The organism is Streptomyces clavuligerus (assembly GCF_005519465.1).
Taxonomy (GTDB): Bacteria; Actinomycetota; Actinomycetes; order Streptomycetales; family Streptomycetaceae; genus Streptomyces; species Streptomyces clavuligerus.
Window position 1 is genome coordinate 2067944 of sequence record NZ_CP027858.1, and the last position, 16687, is coordinate 2084630.

Consider the following 16687-nt stretch of genomic DNA (forward strand, 5'->3'; position numbering starts at 1 on the left):
CCGCGTTGGCCCCTGAGTCCCCCGTCGCCTGCCCGGTCGTGCCACCATCGTGCGGGCGGTGACTGGTGATACGAGATCAAGAAGAGACCGAGACGGCGAAGGAGCAGGGCGTGCAGCCAGGCAGGTCGGCGGGCGCCCCTGAGACCGATCCGCAGCCGGATCCGGAGCCGGGGAAGGGCTCACGGGGCGAGGGCTCGCCGGACCGGGGTTCCTCCCGGGAGCGCGCGGGCCGGAAGGACCCGGGCGACCGCGGAAAGCGTGAGGACCGCGAGGACCGGAACGACCTGAAGGACCGGAAGGACCCGGAGGAGTCGCCGGACGGCACCGGACCCGGTGCGGACGGACCCTCCGGGGTGGCGTCCACCGACCGCGTCTCCGGCGACGAGCCGCTGCTCGCGGCCCGCGTGCACCGCCCCTCCGACCTGCTGCGCCTGCTCACCGGCATCCTCGCGATCGCGGTCGTGCTCGCTGTCTCCGCGTTCGCCCACGGCACCACCGCCGGCCTGGAGCAGGACATCACCAAGGGGACCGGCCAGGCACCCGACCTGCTGGTCAAGCTGGCGGGGCTGGTCTCCTCCATCGCCCTGCTCCTCGTCCCGATCGCCTTCGCCATCGAGCGGCTGATCAAACGGGACGGGCTGCGCATCGCCGACGGTGTCCTCGCCGCGGTGCTCGCGCACGGCGTCACGCTCGCCACCGACCTCTGGGTGGCCCGAGCGGCGCCCGACAGCATCCGGGACGCCCTCACCCAGCACCAGGGAAGCGGGCTCACCGACCCCGTCCACGGCTATCTCGCGCCGGTGATCGCCTATATGACGGCCGTCGGGATGGCCCGCAGACCCCGCTGGCGGGTGGTGCTGTGGGTCGTTCTGCTGCTGGACGCCTTCGCGATGCTGGTGGCGGGTTACACCACACCGTTCTCGATCATCCTGACCGTGCTGCTCGGCTGGACCGTGGCGTACGGAACGCTGTACGCGGTGGGCACACCCAATGTCCGCCCCACCGGGCAGACCCTGCTGGCGGGGCTCCGGAGGGTCGGTTTCCGGCCGGTCACCGCGCTGCGCGCCGAGGACACCCCGGGGATGTCCTCCCCGCTCGGCCCGGTCACCGATGCCACCGATGCCACCGGCGCGGACGGCGGCGGCGGAAGCACGGACGGGGCCGGGACCGGGGAGCCCCGCGGACGGGAACGGGGCGAGAAGGGCGAGCGGCACCGGTCCGAGCAGAACGACCGGGGGCGCCGCTATCTCGTCACCCTGGAGGACGGCCCTCCGCTCGATGTCACCGTCGTCGACCGCGAACAGCAGGCGCAGGGCTTCTTCTACCGCGTGTGGCGGCGGCTGACGCTGCGGTCCATCACCACCCGCCGGTCGCTCCAGTCCCTGCGTCAGGCGCTGGAGCAGGAGGCGCTGCTCGCGTACGCGGCGATCTCCGCCGGGGCCAACGCCCCCAAGCTGATCGCCACCTCCGAGCTGGGGCCCGACGCGGTGATGCTCGTCTACGAGCACCTCGGCGGCCGGTCCCTGGACGCCATGACCGACGGCGAGATCACCGACGACGTGGTGCGCGGGGCATGGCAGCAGGTCAAGGCGCTCCAGTCGCGCCGGATCGCCCACCGCAGGCTGGACGGCGAGGCGATCCTGGTGGATCGTTCCGGCAAGGTGATCCTGACCGATCTGCGCGGCGGTGAGATCGCGGCGGGCGATGTGGTGCTGCGCATGGACATCGCCCAGCTCCTGACCACGTTCGCGCTGCGGCTCGGGGCGGAGCGCGCGGTCGCGACGGCGGTGGAGGTCCTGGGCCCGGACACCGTCGCCGACTGTCTGCCGCTCCTCCAGCCCATCGCCCTGACCCGCTCCACGCGCGCGACCCTGCGACGGCTCACCCGGGAGCGGGCACAGCGGGAGCGGGAAGCGGTGCTGGAGGCATCGGCCGCCGCCAAGCGGGCGCGCGCCGAGGCCGCGGCCGAGCGGGCGCGGGAGGGGCACAGGGCGGGCCGGAAGTCGGAGCGCGCCGAGAAGCAGGCCGACAAGCGCGCCATCGACGAGGCGATGGACGAGGCGCGCGAGGAGGACCTGCTCTCCCAGATCCGGCACGAGGTGCTGCGGATCAGGCCGCAGGCGCCGGTGGAGCCGGTGCGGCTGGAGCGGATCAGGCCCCGGACACTGGTGAGTCTGATCGCCGGTGCGGTGGCCGCGTACTTCCTGCTGTCCACGATCGCGGGCAACGACTTCAGTACCGATTTCAGCCATGCGCACTGGGGCTGGGTGGCCGCCGCCGCCGCGTTCTCCGCGCTCAGCTATGTGGCGGCGGCGATGAGCCTGCTGGGCTTCGTCCCCGAGCGGGTGCCCTTCCTGCGGACCGTGGCGGCCCAGGTGGCCGGTTCCTTCGTCAAGATCGTCGCTCCGGCGGCGGTCGGCGGTGTCGCGCTGAACACCCGCTTCCTCCAGCGTTCGGGGGTCCGCCCGGGGCTCGCGGTGGCGAGCGTGGGCGCCTCCCAGCTCTTCGGGCTCGGGGCGCACATCCTGCTGCTGCTGACCTTCGGCTATCTCACCGGTACGGAGAAGACGCCGTCGCTCAACCCCTCCCGGACGGTGATCGCCGGTCTGCTCACCGTCGCGGTGCTGGCGCTGGTCGTGACGGCGATCCCGTTCCTGCGCAAGTTCGTCTCCACCCGGCTGCGGTCGCTGTTCGCGGGGGTGGTGCCCCGCCTGCTCGACGTGCTCCAGCGTCCGCTGAAGCTGCTCACCGGCATCGGCGGGATGCTGATGCTGACCGGTGTGTTCGTGATGTGTCTGGACGCCTCCGTCCGGGCGTTCGGGAACGGGCACCAGCCGCTGAGCTACGCCAGCCTCGCCGTGGTCTTCCTGGCGGGCAACGCGCTCGGGTCGGCCGCACCCACCCCCGGCGGCGTCGGCGCGGTCGAGGGCGCGCTGATCCTCGGTCTGATCGCGGCGGGTGTGCCCAAGGAGGTCGCCACGCCCGCGGTGCTGCTGTACCGGACGCTGACGCTCTGGCTGCCGGTGCTGCCGGGCTGGTTCGTCTTCAACCATCTGACGCGGAAGGGCGCTCTGTAGCACCGGGCGCCCCGGGTCCGCGCGGCCCCGGGCGGTCACCCGATCGGCCCCGCTCGGGGGCAGCGTCCGCCCGCGGCGCCCAGGATGGTGCCATGCCCACCACATCCGCCGCCCTGCGGGCCGCCGCACTCGTCGCCTCCCTCACCGTGCTGCTGGCCGCGGGCTGCTCGGGCGGCGGGACCGGGGGCGGCTCCGCCCCGAGCGGGACCACGACCAGGCCCACCGCGGGCAGCGCCGACGCGCTGGAGAAGCTGGCCGCGCAGGAGCTGGACTGGCGCCCCTGCCCCGCGCCCTCCGAGGCCGAGGGCGGCGGCACCGCCCCCTCGCCGCTCCCCGGCGGGGCCGCGTGGGAGTGCTCCTTCCTGGAGGTCCCGCTCGACTACGCCGCACCGGGCGGCGAGACCATCGAGCTGGCTCTGATCCGGGCCCGTGCGGTGAACCAGCAGAAACGTATCGGCTCACTGATCTTCAACTTCGGCGGACCCGGCGGCTCCGGTGTCGCCGCCCTGCCCAACTTCGAGAGCGACTACGCCGATCTGCGTACCCGCTACGATCTCGTCAGCTTCGACCCGCGCGGGGTGGGCCGCAGCGTCGCCGTCGAGTGCGAGGACAACCGGCAGCTCGACCGCTTCTACGCCGGGGACTCGACCCCCGACACCCCCGACGAGGAGAAGGCGTACCAGGAGGGCCTCGCCTCGTACGTCAAGGCGTGCGAGCAGAACTCCGGCACCGAACTCCCCCATGTCGGCACCACCAACGCCGCCCGTGACATGGACCTCATGCGCCGGGTCCTCGGCGACGACAAGCTCCACTACTTCGGGATCTCGTACGGCACCGAACTCGGCGGCGTCTACGCCCATCTCTTCCCCAAGGCCGTGGGCCGCGCCGTCCTCGACGCCTCCATCGACCCCACCAAGACCTCCGAGCAGGGGGCGCTCGGACAGGCGAAGGGCTTCCAGCTCGCGTTCACCAACTTCGCCAAGGACTGCGTCGCCCGGGGCGACGAGTGCCTGCTCCCCGGCAGATCCGTCGCGGAGATCGAGGACTGGGTCGGCGATCTGCTCGCCCGGCTGGACCGCGAGCCGATCCCCGGCATCGGCAGCCGGGACCTGACGCAGTCGCTGGCCGTCACCGGGATCGTCCAGACCCTGTACGCCAAGGACTTCTGGCAGTACCTGGAACAGGGCCTCGACGAGGCCGACGGAGGCAGCGGCGGACTGCTGCTCACCTTCGCCGACCTGATGAACGGACGGGCCCAGAACGGCCACTACGACAACAGCATGGCGGCGCTCACCGCCATCAGCTGCGCCGACTACCGGGGGCGCTACACCCTCGCGGAGACCAAGGCGCGGCTGCCCCAGTTCCGCGAGGCGTCGCCGCTCTTCGGCGCGTCCCTCGGCTGGGGGCTGATGAGCTGCGACGGCTGGCCGGTCGCCGGGGCGTGGGACCACCCGGACGTCTCCGCCCCCGGTGCCGCCCCGATGGTGGTCATCGGCAGCACGGGCGACCCGGCGACCCCCTACGAGGGCGCCCGGGCGATGACCGACGCGCTCGGCGCGGGTGTCGGCGTCCTGATGACCTACAAGGGCGAGGGCCACGGGGCGTACAACGGCGGCGACACCTGCGTCCGGGACGCCGTCAACGCCTATCTGCTGGACGGCACCGTTCCGGCGTCGGGCACCGTCTGCGCCTGACCCCGCTCCGCCCCGGGCACCGGCTGTGGCCGCCCCGGCCGTCAGTGGATCGTGCCTGGTGGGGGCGGGGCCCGGGGCCGTTGTCAGTGGCTCTGCCTAGGATGGCGACCACGGTGGAAAAACCGTGGGACGGGTCCGAAGTGCCGCAAGCCGTGGGGGGCCGCGATGAGGACGAGAGTACGTATGGCCGCCCTGGCCGCCGCGCTGACGCTGCTGGGCGGGGTCAGCGCCTGCGGAGCGGACGGCGACGACCGGCCGGACCGGGCCGACCGGGCGGAACGTCAGAAGCCCCGGGGACAGGACGGGCAGGACGGGGAGCCGGACGGCGGGGCCGAGCCCGTCTGGAAGCGCTGCGCGGCCCCGGTCACGGCGCACGGCAGCGCCGCCGAACGCCCCGGTGACCGCTGGCAGTGCGCCGATCTCACCGTGCCGCTCGACCACGGCGACCCCTCGCGGGGGACGATCGACATCGCCCTGATCCGCGCCAAGGCCAAGGAGCCCGGCCGCCGGATCGGCTCCCTGCTCTTCAACTTCGGCGGCCCCGGCGGCTCGGGCGTCGCCTCGCTACCGCTGTCCGCCGGTCAGTACACCGCCCTGAACAGCCGATACGACCTGGTCGGCTTCGACCCTCGCGGAGTCGCCGAAAGCTCCGCCGTGGTCTGCCGGGACAGCGCCGCCACCGAGGCGGCCCACCGGATCGACCACACACCGGACACCCCGGAGGAGGAGAAGACCTATCTGAGGACCTCCCGTGCCTTCGGCGCCGGCTGCGCGGAGCGCTCCGGCAGGGTGCTCCCCCACGTCGGCACGGAGAACGCGGCCCGGGACATGGATCTGATCCGCCGGGCCCTCGGGGACGAGAAGCTGCACTATCTGGGCTTCTCCTACGGGACCGAACTGGGCGCGGTCTACGCCCATCTCTTCCCCTCCCGGGTGGGGCGGCTCGTCCTGGACGGGGTGGTCGACCCCTCCGCCGACTTCGTGGGAAGCGCGCGGAACCAGGTCATCGGCTTCCAGCGGGCCCTGGAGAACTACTTCACCGACCGGGGCGAGGACCCCCGGGAGGGGACCCGGCGGATCGTCCGGCTGCTGGAACGGGTGGACCGCACCCCGCTGACCACCGCGTCGGACCGGCCGCTCACGGAGAACCTGGCACTCATCGGCATCATCCTGCCGCTGTACTCCGAGGCGAGTTGGCCCCGGCTGACCGAGGCCCTGGAGGCGGCGGAGGACGGCGACGGCACCGCGCTGCTGGCGCTGGCGGACGCCTACAACAACCGTGACGACAAGGGCGCGTACAGCCCGCAGGACCACGCCCAGCGGGCCATCTCCTGCGCCGACAGCAAGGGCAGGGTGACGGCGGACGAGGTGCGCTCCCGCCATCTGGCCGGGTTCACCCGGGTGTCTCCGGTGTTCGGCCCCTATCTGGCCTGGGATCTCGCGGGCTGGTGCGCCGACTGGCCGGTGGCCGGAGCCTGGGAGTCCCCGGACGTCTCCGCCCCGGGGGCCGCCCCGATCCTGGTCGTCGGCACCACCGGGGACTCGGCCACGCCGTACGAGGGCGCCCGGCGCATGGCGGACGCGCTGGGCGAGGGCGTGGGGGTGCTGCTCACCAACAAGGGCGACACGCACGGCGCCTACGGCACCTCGCAGTGCACCACGCGGACCGTCGACAAGTATCTGCTGGAGGGCGAAATACCCGAGGACGGGAAGGTCTGCGACTGACGCGCCCCGGGCGGCCCGAGCGCGGCCCGCACACACCGCGGCCCGGGCGCGCGGCCCCGAACGCGGAGCCGGGCCCCGGGCCGGAGCTGAGCGAAGGCACCGCGGCACGGACGGAAGCCGTGCCGCGGCGGGTGGGTCAGTAGACGGGCTTGTGCGGCTCGATCTGGTTGACCCAGCCGATCACGCCACCGCCGACATGGACGGCGTCGGAGAAGCCCGCGGACTTCAGCACGGCGAGGACTTCCGCACTGCGGACACCCGTCTTGCAGTGCAGGACGATCTTCTTGTCCTGCGGCAGCCGCTCCAGCGCGGTGCCCATCAGGAACTCGTTCTTCGGGATCAGCGTCGCGCCCGGGATGGAGACGATCTCGTACTCGTTGACCTCACGGACATCGATGATCTCGATGTTCTCGTCCCCGTCGATCCACTCCTTGAGCTGCCGGGGAGTGATCGTGGAACCGGCCGCCGCCTGCTGGGCCTCCTCGGACACGACACCGCAGAACGCCTCGTAGTCGATCAGCTCGGTGACGGTCGGGTTCTCGCCGCAGACCGCGCAGTCGGGGTCCTTGCGCACCTTGACCTGGCGGTACTGCATCTCCAGGGCGTCGTAGATCATCAGCCGTCCCACCAGCGGGTCGCCGACGCCGGTGAGGACCTTGATGGCCTCGGTGACCTGGATGGAGCCGATGGAGGCGCAGAGCACGCCGAGCACACCGCCCTCGGCGCAGCTCGGCACCATGCCCGGCGGCGGGGGCTCCGGGTAGAGGCAGCGGTAGCAGGGTCCGTACTCGGACCAGAAGACGGACGCCTGTCCGTCGAAGCGGTAGATCGAGCCCCAGACATAGGGCTTGTTCAGCAGCACACAGGCGTCGTTGACCAGATAGCGGGTGGCGAAGTTGTCGGTGCCGTCCACGATCAGGTCGTACTGGCTGAAGATGTCCATCACGTTGTCGGCTTCGAGCCGGTCCGTGTGCAGGACGACATTGACGTACGGGTTGATCCCGAGGACCGAGTCCCGGGCGGACTCGGCCTTGGAGCGCCCGATGTCGGCCTGGCTGTGGATGATCTGGCGCTGGAGGTTGGACTCGTCGACCTCGTCGAACTCCACGATGCCGAGGGTGCCGACACCCGCCGCGGCCAGGTACATCAGCGCGGGCGAGCCGAGGCCCCCGGCGCCCACACAGAGCACCTTGGCGTTCTTCAGCCGCTTCTGTCCGCCCATCCCGACATCCGGGATGATCAGGTGGCGGGAGTACCGGCGGACCTCGTCAACGGTGAGCTCATCTGCTGGCTCGACCAGGGGTGGCAGCGACACGGGGACTCCGTAGCGTCGATATATCAGTACGGTTGTTCCCTGGTAACACTGCCACGCGCCTCCTCATTCCGAGACACCTGGTCCGATCTGCGAGACAATTTCGTCCCAGTAGCCGGGCAGCGTCTCATAAGGACCGATCTGCGCCCGGCAGCACTCCGGGGCGGGGGCGGTGTCCGGGTGCCCCTCCCGGTCGGCGCAGTCCGTGCGATCGGTGAAGAAGATCGTCCCCGCGCCCTGCCAGCGCGCGATCCGGGTGGCCTCCTCCAGCCGGTTGCGCGGCACCCCGTGGACGAAGTGGGCGAACCGCTCCGGCGGATGGTCCGCGGTCCACTGCGCCACCTGGGACCAGCGGTAGTCCATCCACGGCCCGGAGAAGGTGACGAGCTGGTCGGCGGCTTCGGCATAGCCGGGCCAGGGGTGCGTACCGTGCCCGAGGACGAGGTGCCCGCCCTCGGCCACCCCGCCCAGGGCCGCGGTGATCCGGCGGACGGCGGCCAGTCGGGAGCGGTCACCGGGGCAGCGGTCGAGCAGAAACCCGCCGACGCGGTACCACTGGGCGTAGCGCCGTGCCTCGGTGATCAGGTCGGCGAACGGGCGGGCGCCCCAGGCCAGGTCGAGATGGCCGAGTACCCGCACCCCGGCGTTGTTCAGCCGCCCGGCCGCCGTCAGGCAGTGCGGGTCGGGCCGGTGTCCGGGGCCGTTCGCCACATTGAGCACCACCCAGTGCAGCGGGGTGCCGGGGCGGGTCAGTTCGGCCCATTCGACGGGGGCGAGCAGCGGATGGGCGTAGCCGGGGACACCGACGCCGAGTCTCTCGGCGCCGGTCGCGGCGAGCGGGGCGCCCACCGTGGTCAGATACGGCACGCCGCCTCCATCCAGATGTCGGCGAGGGATTCCTCCAGATTGATCCGGGGCCGCCAGCCGAGCCGGTCGCGCGCCGTGCGGACGTCCGCCTGCTGCCAGCTTCCGCAGCCGTCGGGGTACGGGACGGGGGTCGCGGCCAGGTGTTCGAGAACGGATTCGGAGCGGGGTACGCCGATACCGGGGACTCCGGGACGGCCCGGCGGGCCGTCCAGCTCGTGCAGCGCTCCCGCGTATCCGGCCACCCTGGCCAGGACGGCGGCGGCGTCCCGGAGCCGTACGGCGCGGCCGGTGCCGATGTTGACGATGCCCTGCGCGGCGGAGAGCGAGGCGGCGTGCACGGCACGGGCCACGTCGCGGACGTCGACGAAGTCGCGCTGGACCCCGAGGCCGCTGAGTTTCAGTTCGCCGTCACCGGACTGCATGGCGCGGCGCATCGCCTCGGCGAGCCGTCCGAGCGGCGAACCGGCGGGGGTGCCGGGGCCGACGGGTGAGAAGACCCGCAGGACGACCGCGTCCAGACCGGAGCCGAGGACGAGTTCGGTGGCGGCGAGCTTGCTGACCCCGTAGGGGCCGCCGGGCCGGGGCACCGCGTCCTCGGCCGTGGACGAGCCCTGCTGGGAGGGCCCGTACTCGGAGGAGCAGCCGAGCTGGACCAGCCGGGCCCCGCAGCCGCTGCGGCGCATGGCCTCGCAGACGGTCGCGACGGCGACGGTGTTGTGCCGGGTCAGCTCGCGGGCGCCGCCCCGGGTGGCTCCGGCGCAGTTGATGACGACACCGGGGTGGACGGCGCTCAGAAAGCGGGTGAGCGCGCCGGGGCTGCCCCCGGCGAGGTCGAAGCGGACGTCGGCGTCGTCGCCCCGTCCGAGCGCGGTGAGATGGACGGCCGGGTCGGCGAGCAGCCGGTCGGCGACGAAGCGTCCCAGGAAGCCATTGGCTCCGAGCAGCAGCACCCTCATCGCACGTCCCCTCGCTGGCAGGGGGCCGGGGCCTGGGGTTGGGGGGTCATAGGGCGGTCTCCTCCGTGATATCGGTGCGGCTGCCGTGGCGCCCGGGGCCGGGCGGACGGGGCGCCGCGGCGGGGGACGGTTCGTCCGCGGGCGCACCCGGTCGGTCGGCTCCGGCGTGTACGCCGGTGGGACCGGGCGCACTCCGTGGTGCGCGGCGGTCCCGGGGCGGTATGCGGCGGCCCCGGGCCGGGCCGGGCCCGGTGACCGGCCCGGGGGCCGCGCAGAAGCGTTTGGTCAGGCCGCGGGCGCGACGGGTGGGCCGGGGCCGCACCGGGGCGGCGACCGGACCGGAAGCGGCGGGAGCGGGTGCCGTACGGCCGGGAGGGGGTCCGGTGTGCGGACCGGGGGGCGGGTCGGGCGTCCGGCCCCGCGCTCCGCGCACGCCGGACCGCGAAGCCGCTCTCCGCGCATGAAGTATCACCCTGCGCGACGAGTCCGATGTGCACCGATCACACCCCCGATCTCCCTGGTGGACGACCGCTGTCGTTCCGTCGACCCGCGGCGCAAAGACCGTAAGCCGGTACGGCGGTGGCGCGACGGACGGTTGTCCGTCGCGCCACCGGAAGGGGTGAATGGCCGTGACTTTCGCCGCGGGGTCGCGTTCCGTCGCGCTAAAGGGACGCTCCGTCATACGCGCCGGACGGAGCGGCCGTCAGGACCGGTCGCCGACGGCCTCCTCGCGGCGCGTGCGCCGGGCACGGGCGAGCCGTGGATCGGGGCTCGGCACGGCGGCGAGCAGCTCCCGGGTATAAGGGTCGCGGGGAGCCCCGTACACCTGCTCCACCGGGCCGTGTTCCACGATCCGGCCCTGCCGCATCACGGCGACCCGGTCGCTGATCTGCCGGACGACGGCGAGGTCGTGGGCGATGAAGACCAGGGTCAGGCCCAGCTCGCGGCGGAGCTGCCGGAGCAGGGCGACGATCTGCGCCTGGGTGGTCACGTCCAGCGCGGAGACCGGCTCGTCGCAGACGACGACCCTCGGCCCGGCGACGAGGGCGCGGGCGATGCCGACGCGCTGCCGCTGGCCGCCGCTGAACTCGTGCGGATGGCTCCCGTGGCGGTCGGGGTCGAGTCCGACGCGCTCCAGCGCCTCCCCCACCCGCCGCCGGATCAGCCGCTCGTCGCGGTGTCCGGCCGCGCGCAGCGGGTCGGCGATGGACTCGCCGATGGAACGGCGGGGGTTGAGCGAGGCGACGGGGTCCTGGAACACCATCTGGAGCTCCCGGCGCCGGGGCCGCAGCGCCCGCTCGGACAGCGCGCCGATCTCGGTGCCGTCGTACCGGACCTCCCCGGAGGTGGGCCGGTCCAGCCGGACCAGCAGCCGGCCGAGCGTGGTCTTGCCGCTGCCGCTGCCGCCGACGATGCCCAGGCTCTCGCCCGCGGCGACGGTGAGGTCCACCCCGTCGAGCGCGACGGTCCGCTCCCGTCCCCGGCCGAACGTGCGGCGCAGCCCGGTCACTTCGAGCACGGGGGACGCCGGGCCGCCCGGGGCGGGAGAGACCGAAGGGGTCAACGGGGCCAACGGGGTGTCGAGGCGGGGGACGGCCGCCAGCAGCGAGCGGGTGTAGGGGGCCGCGGGGGCGGTGAGGACGTCCGTCACGGGGCCGTGTTCGACCCTGCGGCCGTTCCGCATCACCAGGACCTCGTCCACGGTCCCGGCCGCGACCCCCACATCGTGGGTGACGAGCAGCAGCCCCGCCCCGGTCTCCTCGCGCAGCCCGTGCAGCAGATCCAGGATCTGCGCCTGGACGGTCACGTCGAGCGCCGTGGTCGGCTCGTCCGCGATCAGCAGCCGGGGGGCGCAGGCGAGCGCCATGGCGATGAGCACCCGCTGCCGCATCCCCCCGCTGAACTCGTGCGGCCGGGAGCGGGCCCGGCGGGCCGCGTCGGGGATGCCGACGCGGTCGAGCACCTCGACGGCGCGGGCGCGGGCCGCCCGCCGGGAGACCCGGTGGTGCACCCGGTACACCTCGGCGATCTGGCCGCCGACGGAGCAGTGGGGGTCGAGCGCGGAGAGCGGGTCCTGGAAGACCATGGCGGCGACACCGCCGCGCAGCTCCCGCAGTTCCCGGGGGCCCGCCGTCGTCACGTCGACGCCGCCGACCCGTACCGTCCCCGAGAGTCGCGCGCCCGTACCCCGGTGGAGTCCGAGCAGGGCGCCCGCGACGGTGCTCTTGCCGCTGCCGGACTCCCCCACGAGGGCGAGCGCGGCGCCCGGTGCCAGGGTGAACGACACTCCGTCGACGGCGCGGACGCCCTCGGCGGGGCCGGGGAAGCGGACCACCAGATCGCGGACGTCCACGAGGAGGTCGGGGACGACGGCCGGGGAAGCCGGAGCCACGGAGCCGGCGGGAGCGACAGGAGCGGAGGCAGGGGCCGGCGAGGCAGGAGCGGAGACAGAGGCCGGGGAGACGGCGGAAGCCACCGTGTCCGTCATGACAGGACCACCCTTCGGTCGGCGAGCGCGTACAGCAGGTCCGCGAGCAGATGGGCGAGCACGACCGCGGTGCCGATCACCAGCACCACGCCGACCACCACGGGCAGATCGATCACCTTCACCCCGTCGATCAGGGTCTTGCCCAGTCCGGGGATGCCGAACAGCGACTCGGTGAGCACCGCGCCGCCGAACATCGTGCCGACGTCGAGCGCGCTCAGCGCGATCACGGGCGGCGCGGCCCCGCGCAGCGCGTGCCGGGTGACGATCGCCCGTTCGCTCACGCCGTAGGCGCGGAAGGTCCGGATGTGGTCCTCGGCCAGGGTCTCCAGCGTCGAACTCCGGGTGAGCCTGGCGTACTTCGCGGACTCGAAGAGACCGAGGGTGAGCCAGGGCAGCAGCAGATTCCACGCCCACTGCTCGGGGTTCTCGGTGAACGGCACATAGCTGGGGAAGGGCAGCCAGCGCAGATAGGCGCAGACGGCCATGAGCAGCAGCAGGCCGAGGATGAAGACCGGCATTCCGGTCGCGGCGAGCGTCAGCACCGTCAGGGCCCGCTCGGTGGGGCCGCCCCGGCGCAGGGCCGAGAGGAGCCCGACGCCGACGCCGACGACCAGCCAGATCACCAGCGCGCCCAGCGCCAGGGAGGCGGTGGCGGGCAGCCGTTCCACGATCAGCTCGGTGACCTGCTGATCGCTCTGGTACGAGAGGCCGAGGCAGGGCGCGGAGCAGTGCCTCACCCCCGTCCCGGTGCTGTAGTCGCGTCCGGTGACCAGCCCTTGGAGGAACTCGGCGTACCGCGTGAGCGCCGGGGCGTCGAGGCCGAGTGTCTCCCGGACCTGGGCGATCTGCTGCGGGGAGCAGCGTTCGCCGCAGGCGAGGCGCGCGGGGTCGCCGGGCGCGAGCTGGAACAGCCCGTGGACGAGGGCGGAGAGCGCCAGCAGCACCAGCAGGGCGCCGCCGAGCCGTTTGAGCAGGAAGAGAGTCATGACGGGGCCTTCCTCGGGGAGGCCGGATCAGGGGACGGGGCCGGATCGGGGGACACGGGCGCCGGGGACGCCGGGGAGGCCACCGACTCCGGGGACGCCGGCTTCTCCCGGCGGGTGCCGACCGCGAGCCTGCTCGCCTCCCGAGGGTCGAGGGCCGTCCGCACGGCCTCCCCGAGGACGGTGAACGCGAGGACGGTGACGAAGAGCAGCCCGGCGGGGAGCAGGACGTACATCGGGTCCGCCCGGAACCAGGTCTGCGCGGTGGACAGCATCTGCCCCCAGGACGGCGTGGGCGGCTTCACTCCGACGCCGAGGAACGAGAGCGACGCCTCGACCACGATGTTCACGGGCAGCAGCACCGCGGCATAGGTGATCACGGGTGCGGCCAGGGAGGGCAGCAGTTCCCGGCGGGCGACCCGCCAGGGGCCGTTTCCGCTCAGCCGGGCCGCCGCGACGAAGTCCCGCCGCCGCAGGCTCAGGGTCTGGGCCCGGACGATCCGTGCGGTGCCGCCCCAGCCGAACGCCCCGATCAGCAGGACGAGCAGCAGCGGACGGGGGAAGTCCGGGGGGACGACGGCGGTGAGCGCGATCCCGACGACGAGCATCGGCAGCGCGACCAGGACATCGCCCACCCGGCTGAGCAGGGAGTCGAGCAGCGGGCCGCCCAGACCGGCGGCGAGGCCGACGGCGAGGCCGATCGCGATCTGGACCAGGGTCGCCCCGGCGGCCACCAGCAGCGAGATCCGGGCCCCGTACAGCAGCCGGGCGAGCAGATCGCGCCCGGTGCCGGGCTCCACGCCCAGCCAGTGATCGGCGCTGACCCCGCCCAGGGGGCCGACGGGGACCCCGCCGCGCGCCGAGTCGATCAGACCGTCGTGGTACGCGTAGGGGTCCTGGCCGGTCAGGGCGGTGATCAGCGGGGCGGCGAGGGCGAGCAGGACCAGCAGGGCGAGCACGCCCGCCGAGATCAGCGCCGAGGGGCGGCGGCCGAGCCCGCGCAGCACGGCCCGGGCGGTCCCGCGCCCGCTCGCGCCTCTCCCCCTCCTCCCTCTCCCGCCTCTCCCGCTCCCGTTCTCAGCGCTCGCGGCGCTGGTGTCCTTCGCGGTGTCCGGGGCGCCGGGCGAGGGGGCCGGCCCGGCCGCGGGCGGGCTCTCGCCCCCGCCCGCGGCCGGGCGTTCCGGTGCGGTGCCGATGGTCACGCGACCGCGACCTGGGAGATGTCGAGCACACCGGTCCAGTCGCTGATGACGATGTTCTTGACGTTCTTGCCGTAGAGCCGCTTGTAGACGGGGTGGAAGAGCGGAACGTCCAGTGCCAGTTCGCCGATCCGCCGGTCGAGCGCGCCCCAGCGCTTCGCCGCCGCGTCCAGGTCGGTCAGCTTGCTGATCTCGTCGATCTCCCGGTTCACCGCCGGGTCGTCGAGCTGAGCGTGGTTGTAGTTGGAGCCGTCGCGGACGATCTGCCGACCGTCGAAGATCGGCGCGAGGAAGGGCGCTCCGGAGGGCCAGTCGGCTCCCCAGCGGGAGAGGAAGAACCCGGGCGTCTTCGCCGCGTCCCAGCGCGCCTCGTTGAACGCGTTGTTCTCCAGGCCCTGGAGCTCGACCGTGATCCCGGCCTTCTTCAGGGCCTCCTGGACGGCGGTGGCGACCTCGGGGCTGGTCTGCCGGTTCTGCTCGGTGGAGTGCGTCAGCGTGATGGTGAGCTTCTCGTGCCCGGCCTCCTTGAGCAGCTTGCGCGCCTGCTCGGGGTCGCCGGTCGGACCCGCCGGGAAGTGGTCGTAGGGCGTGTGGCCGAACGCCTCCTTCTCCGGGAGGAAGGTGGTCGCGGGCTCGGCGAGCGCGGAGCCGCCCGCCGCGTTGACGACGCTGGTGCGGTTGATCGCGTACGCGATGGCCTGGCGCACCTTGATGTTGTCGAACGGCTTCACCTTCGGGTTGAAGGCGAGGTAGTTGACGAAGCCGAAGCGGCCGGTGCCGACCCGGGCGGCCAGCTCCTTGTCGTCGCCGATCCGGGCCAGCTCGGCGGGGCCGAGGTTGGTGTCCGTGGTGACGGCGGAGGCGTCGGCTCCGGAGCCGGTGGACAGCCGCTGGTTGATGACGGCGGAGTCGAGCCCGGAGCGGACGTCGATGGTGTCGGGGTACGCCTTGCGCTCCGGGTCGGTCGTGGCGGACCAGTGGGGGTTGCGCTCCAGCAGCAGCCGCTCGCCGTCGCCCTCGTTCCTGACCACCTTGTACGGGCCGGAGGAGAGCGGGTGCTCCTCGTACCGGGTCCCGGTGTCCTTCGCCCGGGGCACCGGCGCGAACTGGGTCTGGGTGGCGAGGTAGGGGAACTCGCCCGCGGGCTTGCGCAGCTTGAAGACGATCGTCCGGTCGTCGGGGGTGACGATCGAGTCGAGCCCGTTCCCTCCCTTGTTCTCGCCGTCGGCCTTGCTCTTGTCCTTGCCCTTCCCCGTGAACGGGCCCTGGTAGGTGCTGCCGCCGATGAGCCAGTCCCGCAGATAGGGGGCGCCGCCGGACAGCTCGGCCGCGAACGAGCGCTCGACGCCGTACTTGATGTCGGCCGAGGTGATCGGGGTCCCGTCCTCGTACTTCAGACCGGGCTTGAGGGTGAACGTCCACTCCGTGGCGTCGGCGTTGGGGCGTCCGGTGTCGGTGGCGAGGTCGGGCACGACCTCGGTACCGGCCGCGCCGTCCTCGCGGTTGCGGGTGGTGAGGGTGCGGAAGACGAGGGAGGGGACGTTGCCGCCGCCGGAGGTGTAGAGGCGGGCGGGGTCGAAGTCGGTCTGCGGCTCGGAGTTCAGCACGGTCAGGGTGCCGCCCCGGCGGGGCTCGCCGCCGCCGGAGCCATCGCCCCGGGCGTCGCCGTCCTGCGGCCCGGCGCACGCGGCGGCGCCCGTGACCACGACGAGAACGAGTGCTGCCGCTGCCGCGCGGCGGGATATGGCGGACCGTTGACGCATCGGAAGGGGACCTCTCCATCATGGAAGAAACAGACACAGCACGGAAAATTACGGAAACGCGAATAACGCGGATATGTCCATGCAGGCGACGGCAGGCTTCCAGGACGACGCCGGAGCACCGGGAAACACCGGAGACCCTCCGAGGCGCCGGGGACACCGAAGACGCCGGGGACACCGGGGATTCCTCGGGCACCAAAGGCACCGGAAAGACCGGCGGCACCACGGACACCGGAGAGACCGGGGGTATCGGGATACCGGGGGGACCGGGGATATCGGGGACGCCGGAGCCACGGAGACGGAGGCCGCCGAAACGGCCGAGCACCGAAAAAGCGGCACCGGAGAGGGAAACAACAGAAAGCCGCGCCTGCGGACCTGTATCGCCGGACGCGGTCGGCAGTCCTCGGGAACTCCCGTAATCCCCGGGAAACCTCAGAAGAAGCCGGGGGAGTTCAGAAGAAACGTCCCGCACGGGGACGGACGACGCGCGCTCGGGCAGACGTCAGCAACAGTGGATATCGGCCACACTGTGCCCGGTCACGCCGATGAGCGCCAGCTCGAAAGCGGCGCGTTCGACGGAGGAAGGGCGGTGCGACATGCCGAGAAATATGGATGAGCCGCCCGTC

The 16687-nt window shown here is 72.9% G+C and carries 11 protein-coding genes; 3 read left to right on the plus strand and 8 right to left on the minus strand.

Going from position 1 to position 16687, the window contains the following annotated elements; translation table 11 throughout:
• Nucleotides 1-110 precede the first annotated feature (110 nt).
• The 3 genes from CRV15_RS08275 to CRV15_RS08285 all read left to right on the plus strand — a co-directional run bounded on the left by CRV15_RS08275 (nucleotide 111) and on the right by CRV15_RS08285 (nucleotide 6496).
• Nucleotides 111-3077, plus strand: a complete 2967-nt coding sequence (locus tag CRV15_RS08275) for a lysylphosphatidylglycerol synthase domain-containing protein (protein WP_009997467.1) — start codon at nucleotides 111-113, stop codon at nucleotides 3075-3077.
• 92 nt (nucleotides 3078-3169) lie between these two features.
• Complete coding sequence (locus CRV15_RS08280) at nucleotides 3170-4771, plus strand: alpha/beta hydrolase (RefSeq protein ID WP_003961734.1); 1602 nt, start codon at nucleotides 3170-3172, stop codon at nucleotides 4769-4771.
• Nucleotides 4772-4936: 165 nt separating this feature from the next.
• On the plus strand, nucleotides 4937-6496 hold the full coding sequence (locus CRV15_RS08285) for an alpha/beta hydrolase (protein ID WP_003961733.1): 1560 nt from the start codon (nucleotides 4937-4939) through the stop codon (nucleotides 6494-6496).
• Nucleotides 6497-6632: 136 nt separating this feature from the next.
• Here the strand turns inward: CRV15_RS08285 and moeZ are convergent, their stop codons facing one another.
• The 8 genes from moeZ to CRV15_RS37695 form a co-directional block, all read right to left on the minus strand.
• Nucleotides 6633-7811, minus strand: coding sequence for an adenylyltransferase/sulfurtransferase MoeZ (gene moeZ, locus CRV15_RS08290; RefSeq protein ID WP_003953908.1), 1179 nt, complete (start codon nucleotides 7809-7811; stop codon nucleotides 6633-6635).
• Nucleotides 7812-7874: 63 nt separating this feature from the next.
• A complete protein-coding gene (locus tag CRV15_RS08295; protein WP_003953907.1) occupies nucleotides 7875-8675 on the minus strand; it encodes a spherulation-specific family 4 protein in 801 nt (266 codons plus the stop codon).
• Complete coding sequence (locus CRV15_RS08300) at nucleotides 8663-9631, minus strand: NAD-dependent epimerase/dehydratase family protein (RefSeq protein WP_003953906.1); 969 nt, start codon at nucleotides 9629-9631, stop codon at nucleotides 8663-8665. Before CRV15_RS08300 ends, CRV15_RS08295 begins: the two co-directional genes overlap by 13 nt.
• Nucleotides 9632-10334: 703 nt before the next feature.
• A complete protein-coding gene (locus CRV15_RS08305; protein WP_009997466.1) occupies nucleotides 10335-12119 on the minus strand; it encodes a dipeptide ABC transporter ATP-binding protein in 1785 nt (594 codons plus the stop codon).
• A complete protein-coding gene (locus tag CRV15_RS08310) occupies nucleotides 12116-13105 on the minus strand; it encodes an ABC transporter permease (protein ID WP_003953904.1) in 990 nt (329 codons plus the stop codon). The genes CRV15_RS08305 and CRV15_RS08310 overlap by 4 nt, the downstream gene beginning before the upstream one ends.
• The gene (locus CRV15_RS08315) at nucleotides 13102-14109 is read right to left on the minus strand and encodes an ABC transporter permease (protein ID WP_003953903.1); all 1008 of its coding nucleotides are present in this window, start codon (nucleotides 14107-14109) and stop codon (nucleotides 13102-13104) included. The genes CRV15_RS08310 and CRV15_RS08315 overlap by 4 nt, the downstream gene beginning before the upstream one ends.
• 191 nt (nucleotides 14110-14300) lie before the next feature.
• On the minus strand, nucleotides 14301-16064 hold the full coding sequence (locus CRV15_RS08320) for an ABC transporter substrate-binding protein (RefSeq protein WP_003961729.1): 1764 nt from the start codon (nucleotides 16062-16064) through the stop codon (nucleotides 14301-14303).
• A gap of 499 nt (nucleotides 16065-16563) precedes the next feature.
• On the minus strand, nucleotides 16564-16659 hold the full coding sequence (locus tag CRV15_RS37695; protein ID WP_003961728.1) for an Ms4533A family Cys-rich leader peptide: 96 nt from the start codon (nucleotides 16657-16659) through the stop codon (nucleotides 16564-16566).
• Nucleotides 16660-16687 lie beyond the last annotated feature (28 nt).

Coding starts and splice junctions, on each gene's coding strand:
- CRV15_RS08280 (WP_003961734.1), top strand. CDS start 3,170: ATGCCCACCACATCCGCCGCCCTGCGGGCCGCCGCACTCGTCGCCTCC.
- CRV15_RS08285 (WP_003961733.1), top strand. CDS start 4,937: ATGAGGACGAGAGTACGTATGGCCGCCCTGGCCGCCGCGCTGACGCTG.
- CRV15_RS08300 (WP_003953906.1), bottom strand. CDS start 9,631: ATGAGGGTGCTGCTGCTCGGAGCCAATGGCTTCCTGGGACGCTTCGTC.
- CRV15_RS08305 (WP_009997466.1), bottom strand. CDS start 12,119: ATGACGGACACGGTGGCTTCCGCCGTCTCCCCGGCCTCTGTCTCCGCT.
- CRV15_RS08310 (WP_003953904.1), bottom strand. CDS start 13,105: ATGACTCTCTTCCTGCTCAAACGGCTCGGCGGCGCCCTGCTGGTGCTG.
- CRV15_RS08320 (WP_003961729.1), bottom strand. CDS start 16,064: ATGCGTCAACGGTCCGCCATATCCCGCCGCGCGGCAGCGGCAGCACTC.
- CRV15_RS37695 (WP_003961728.1), bottom strand. CDS start 16,659: ATGTCGCACCGCCCTTCCTCCGTCGAACGCGCCGCTTTCGAGCTGGCG.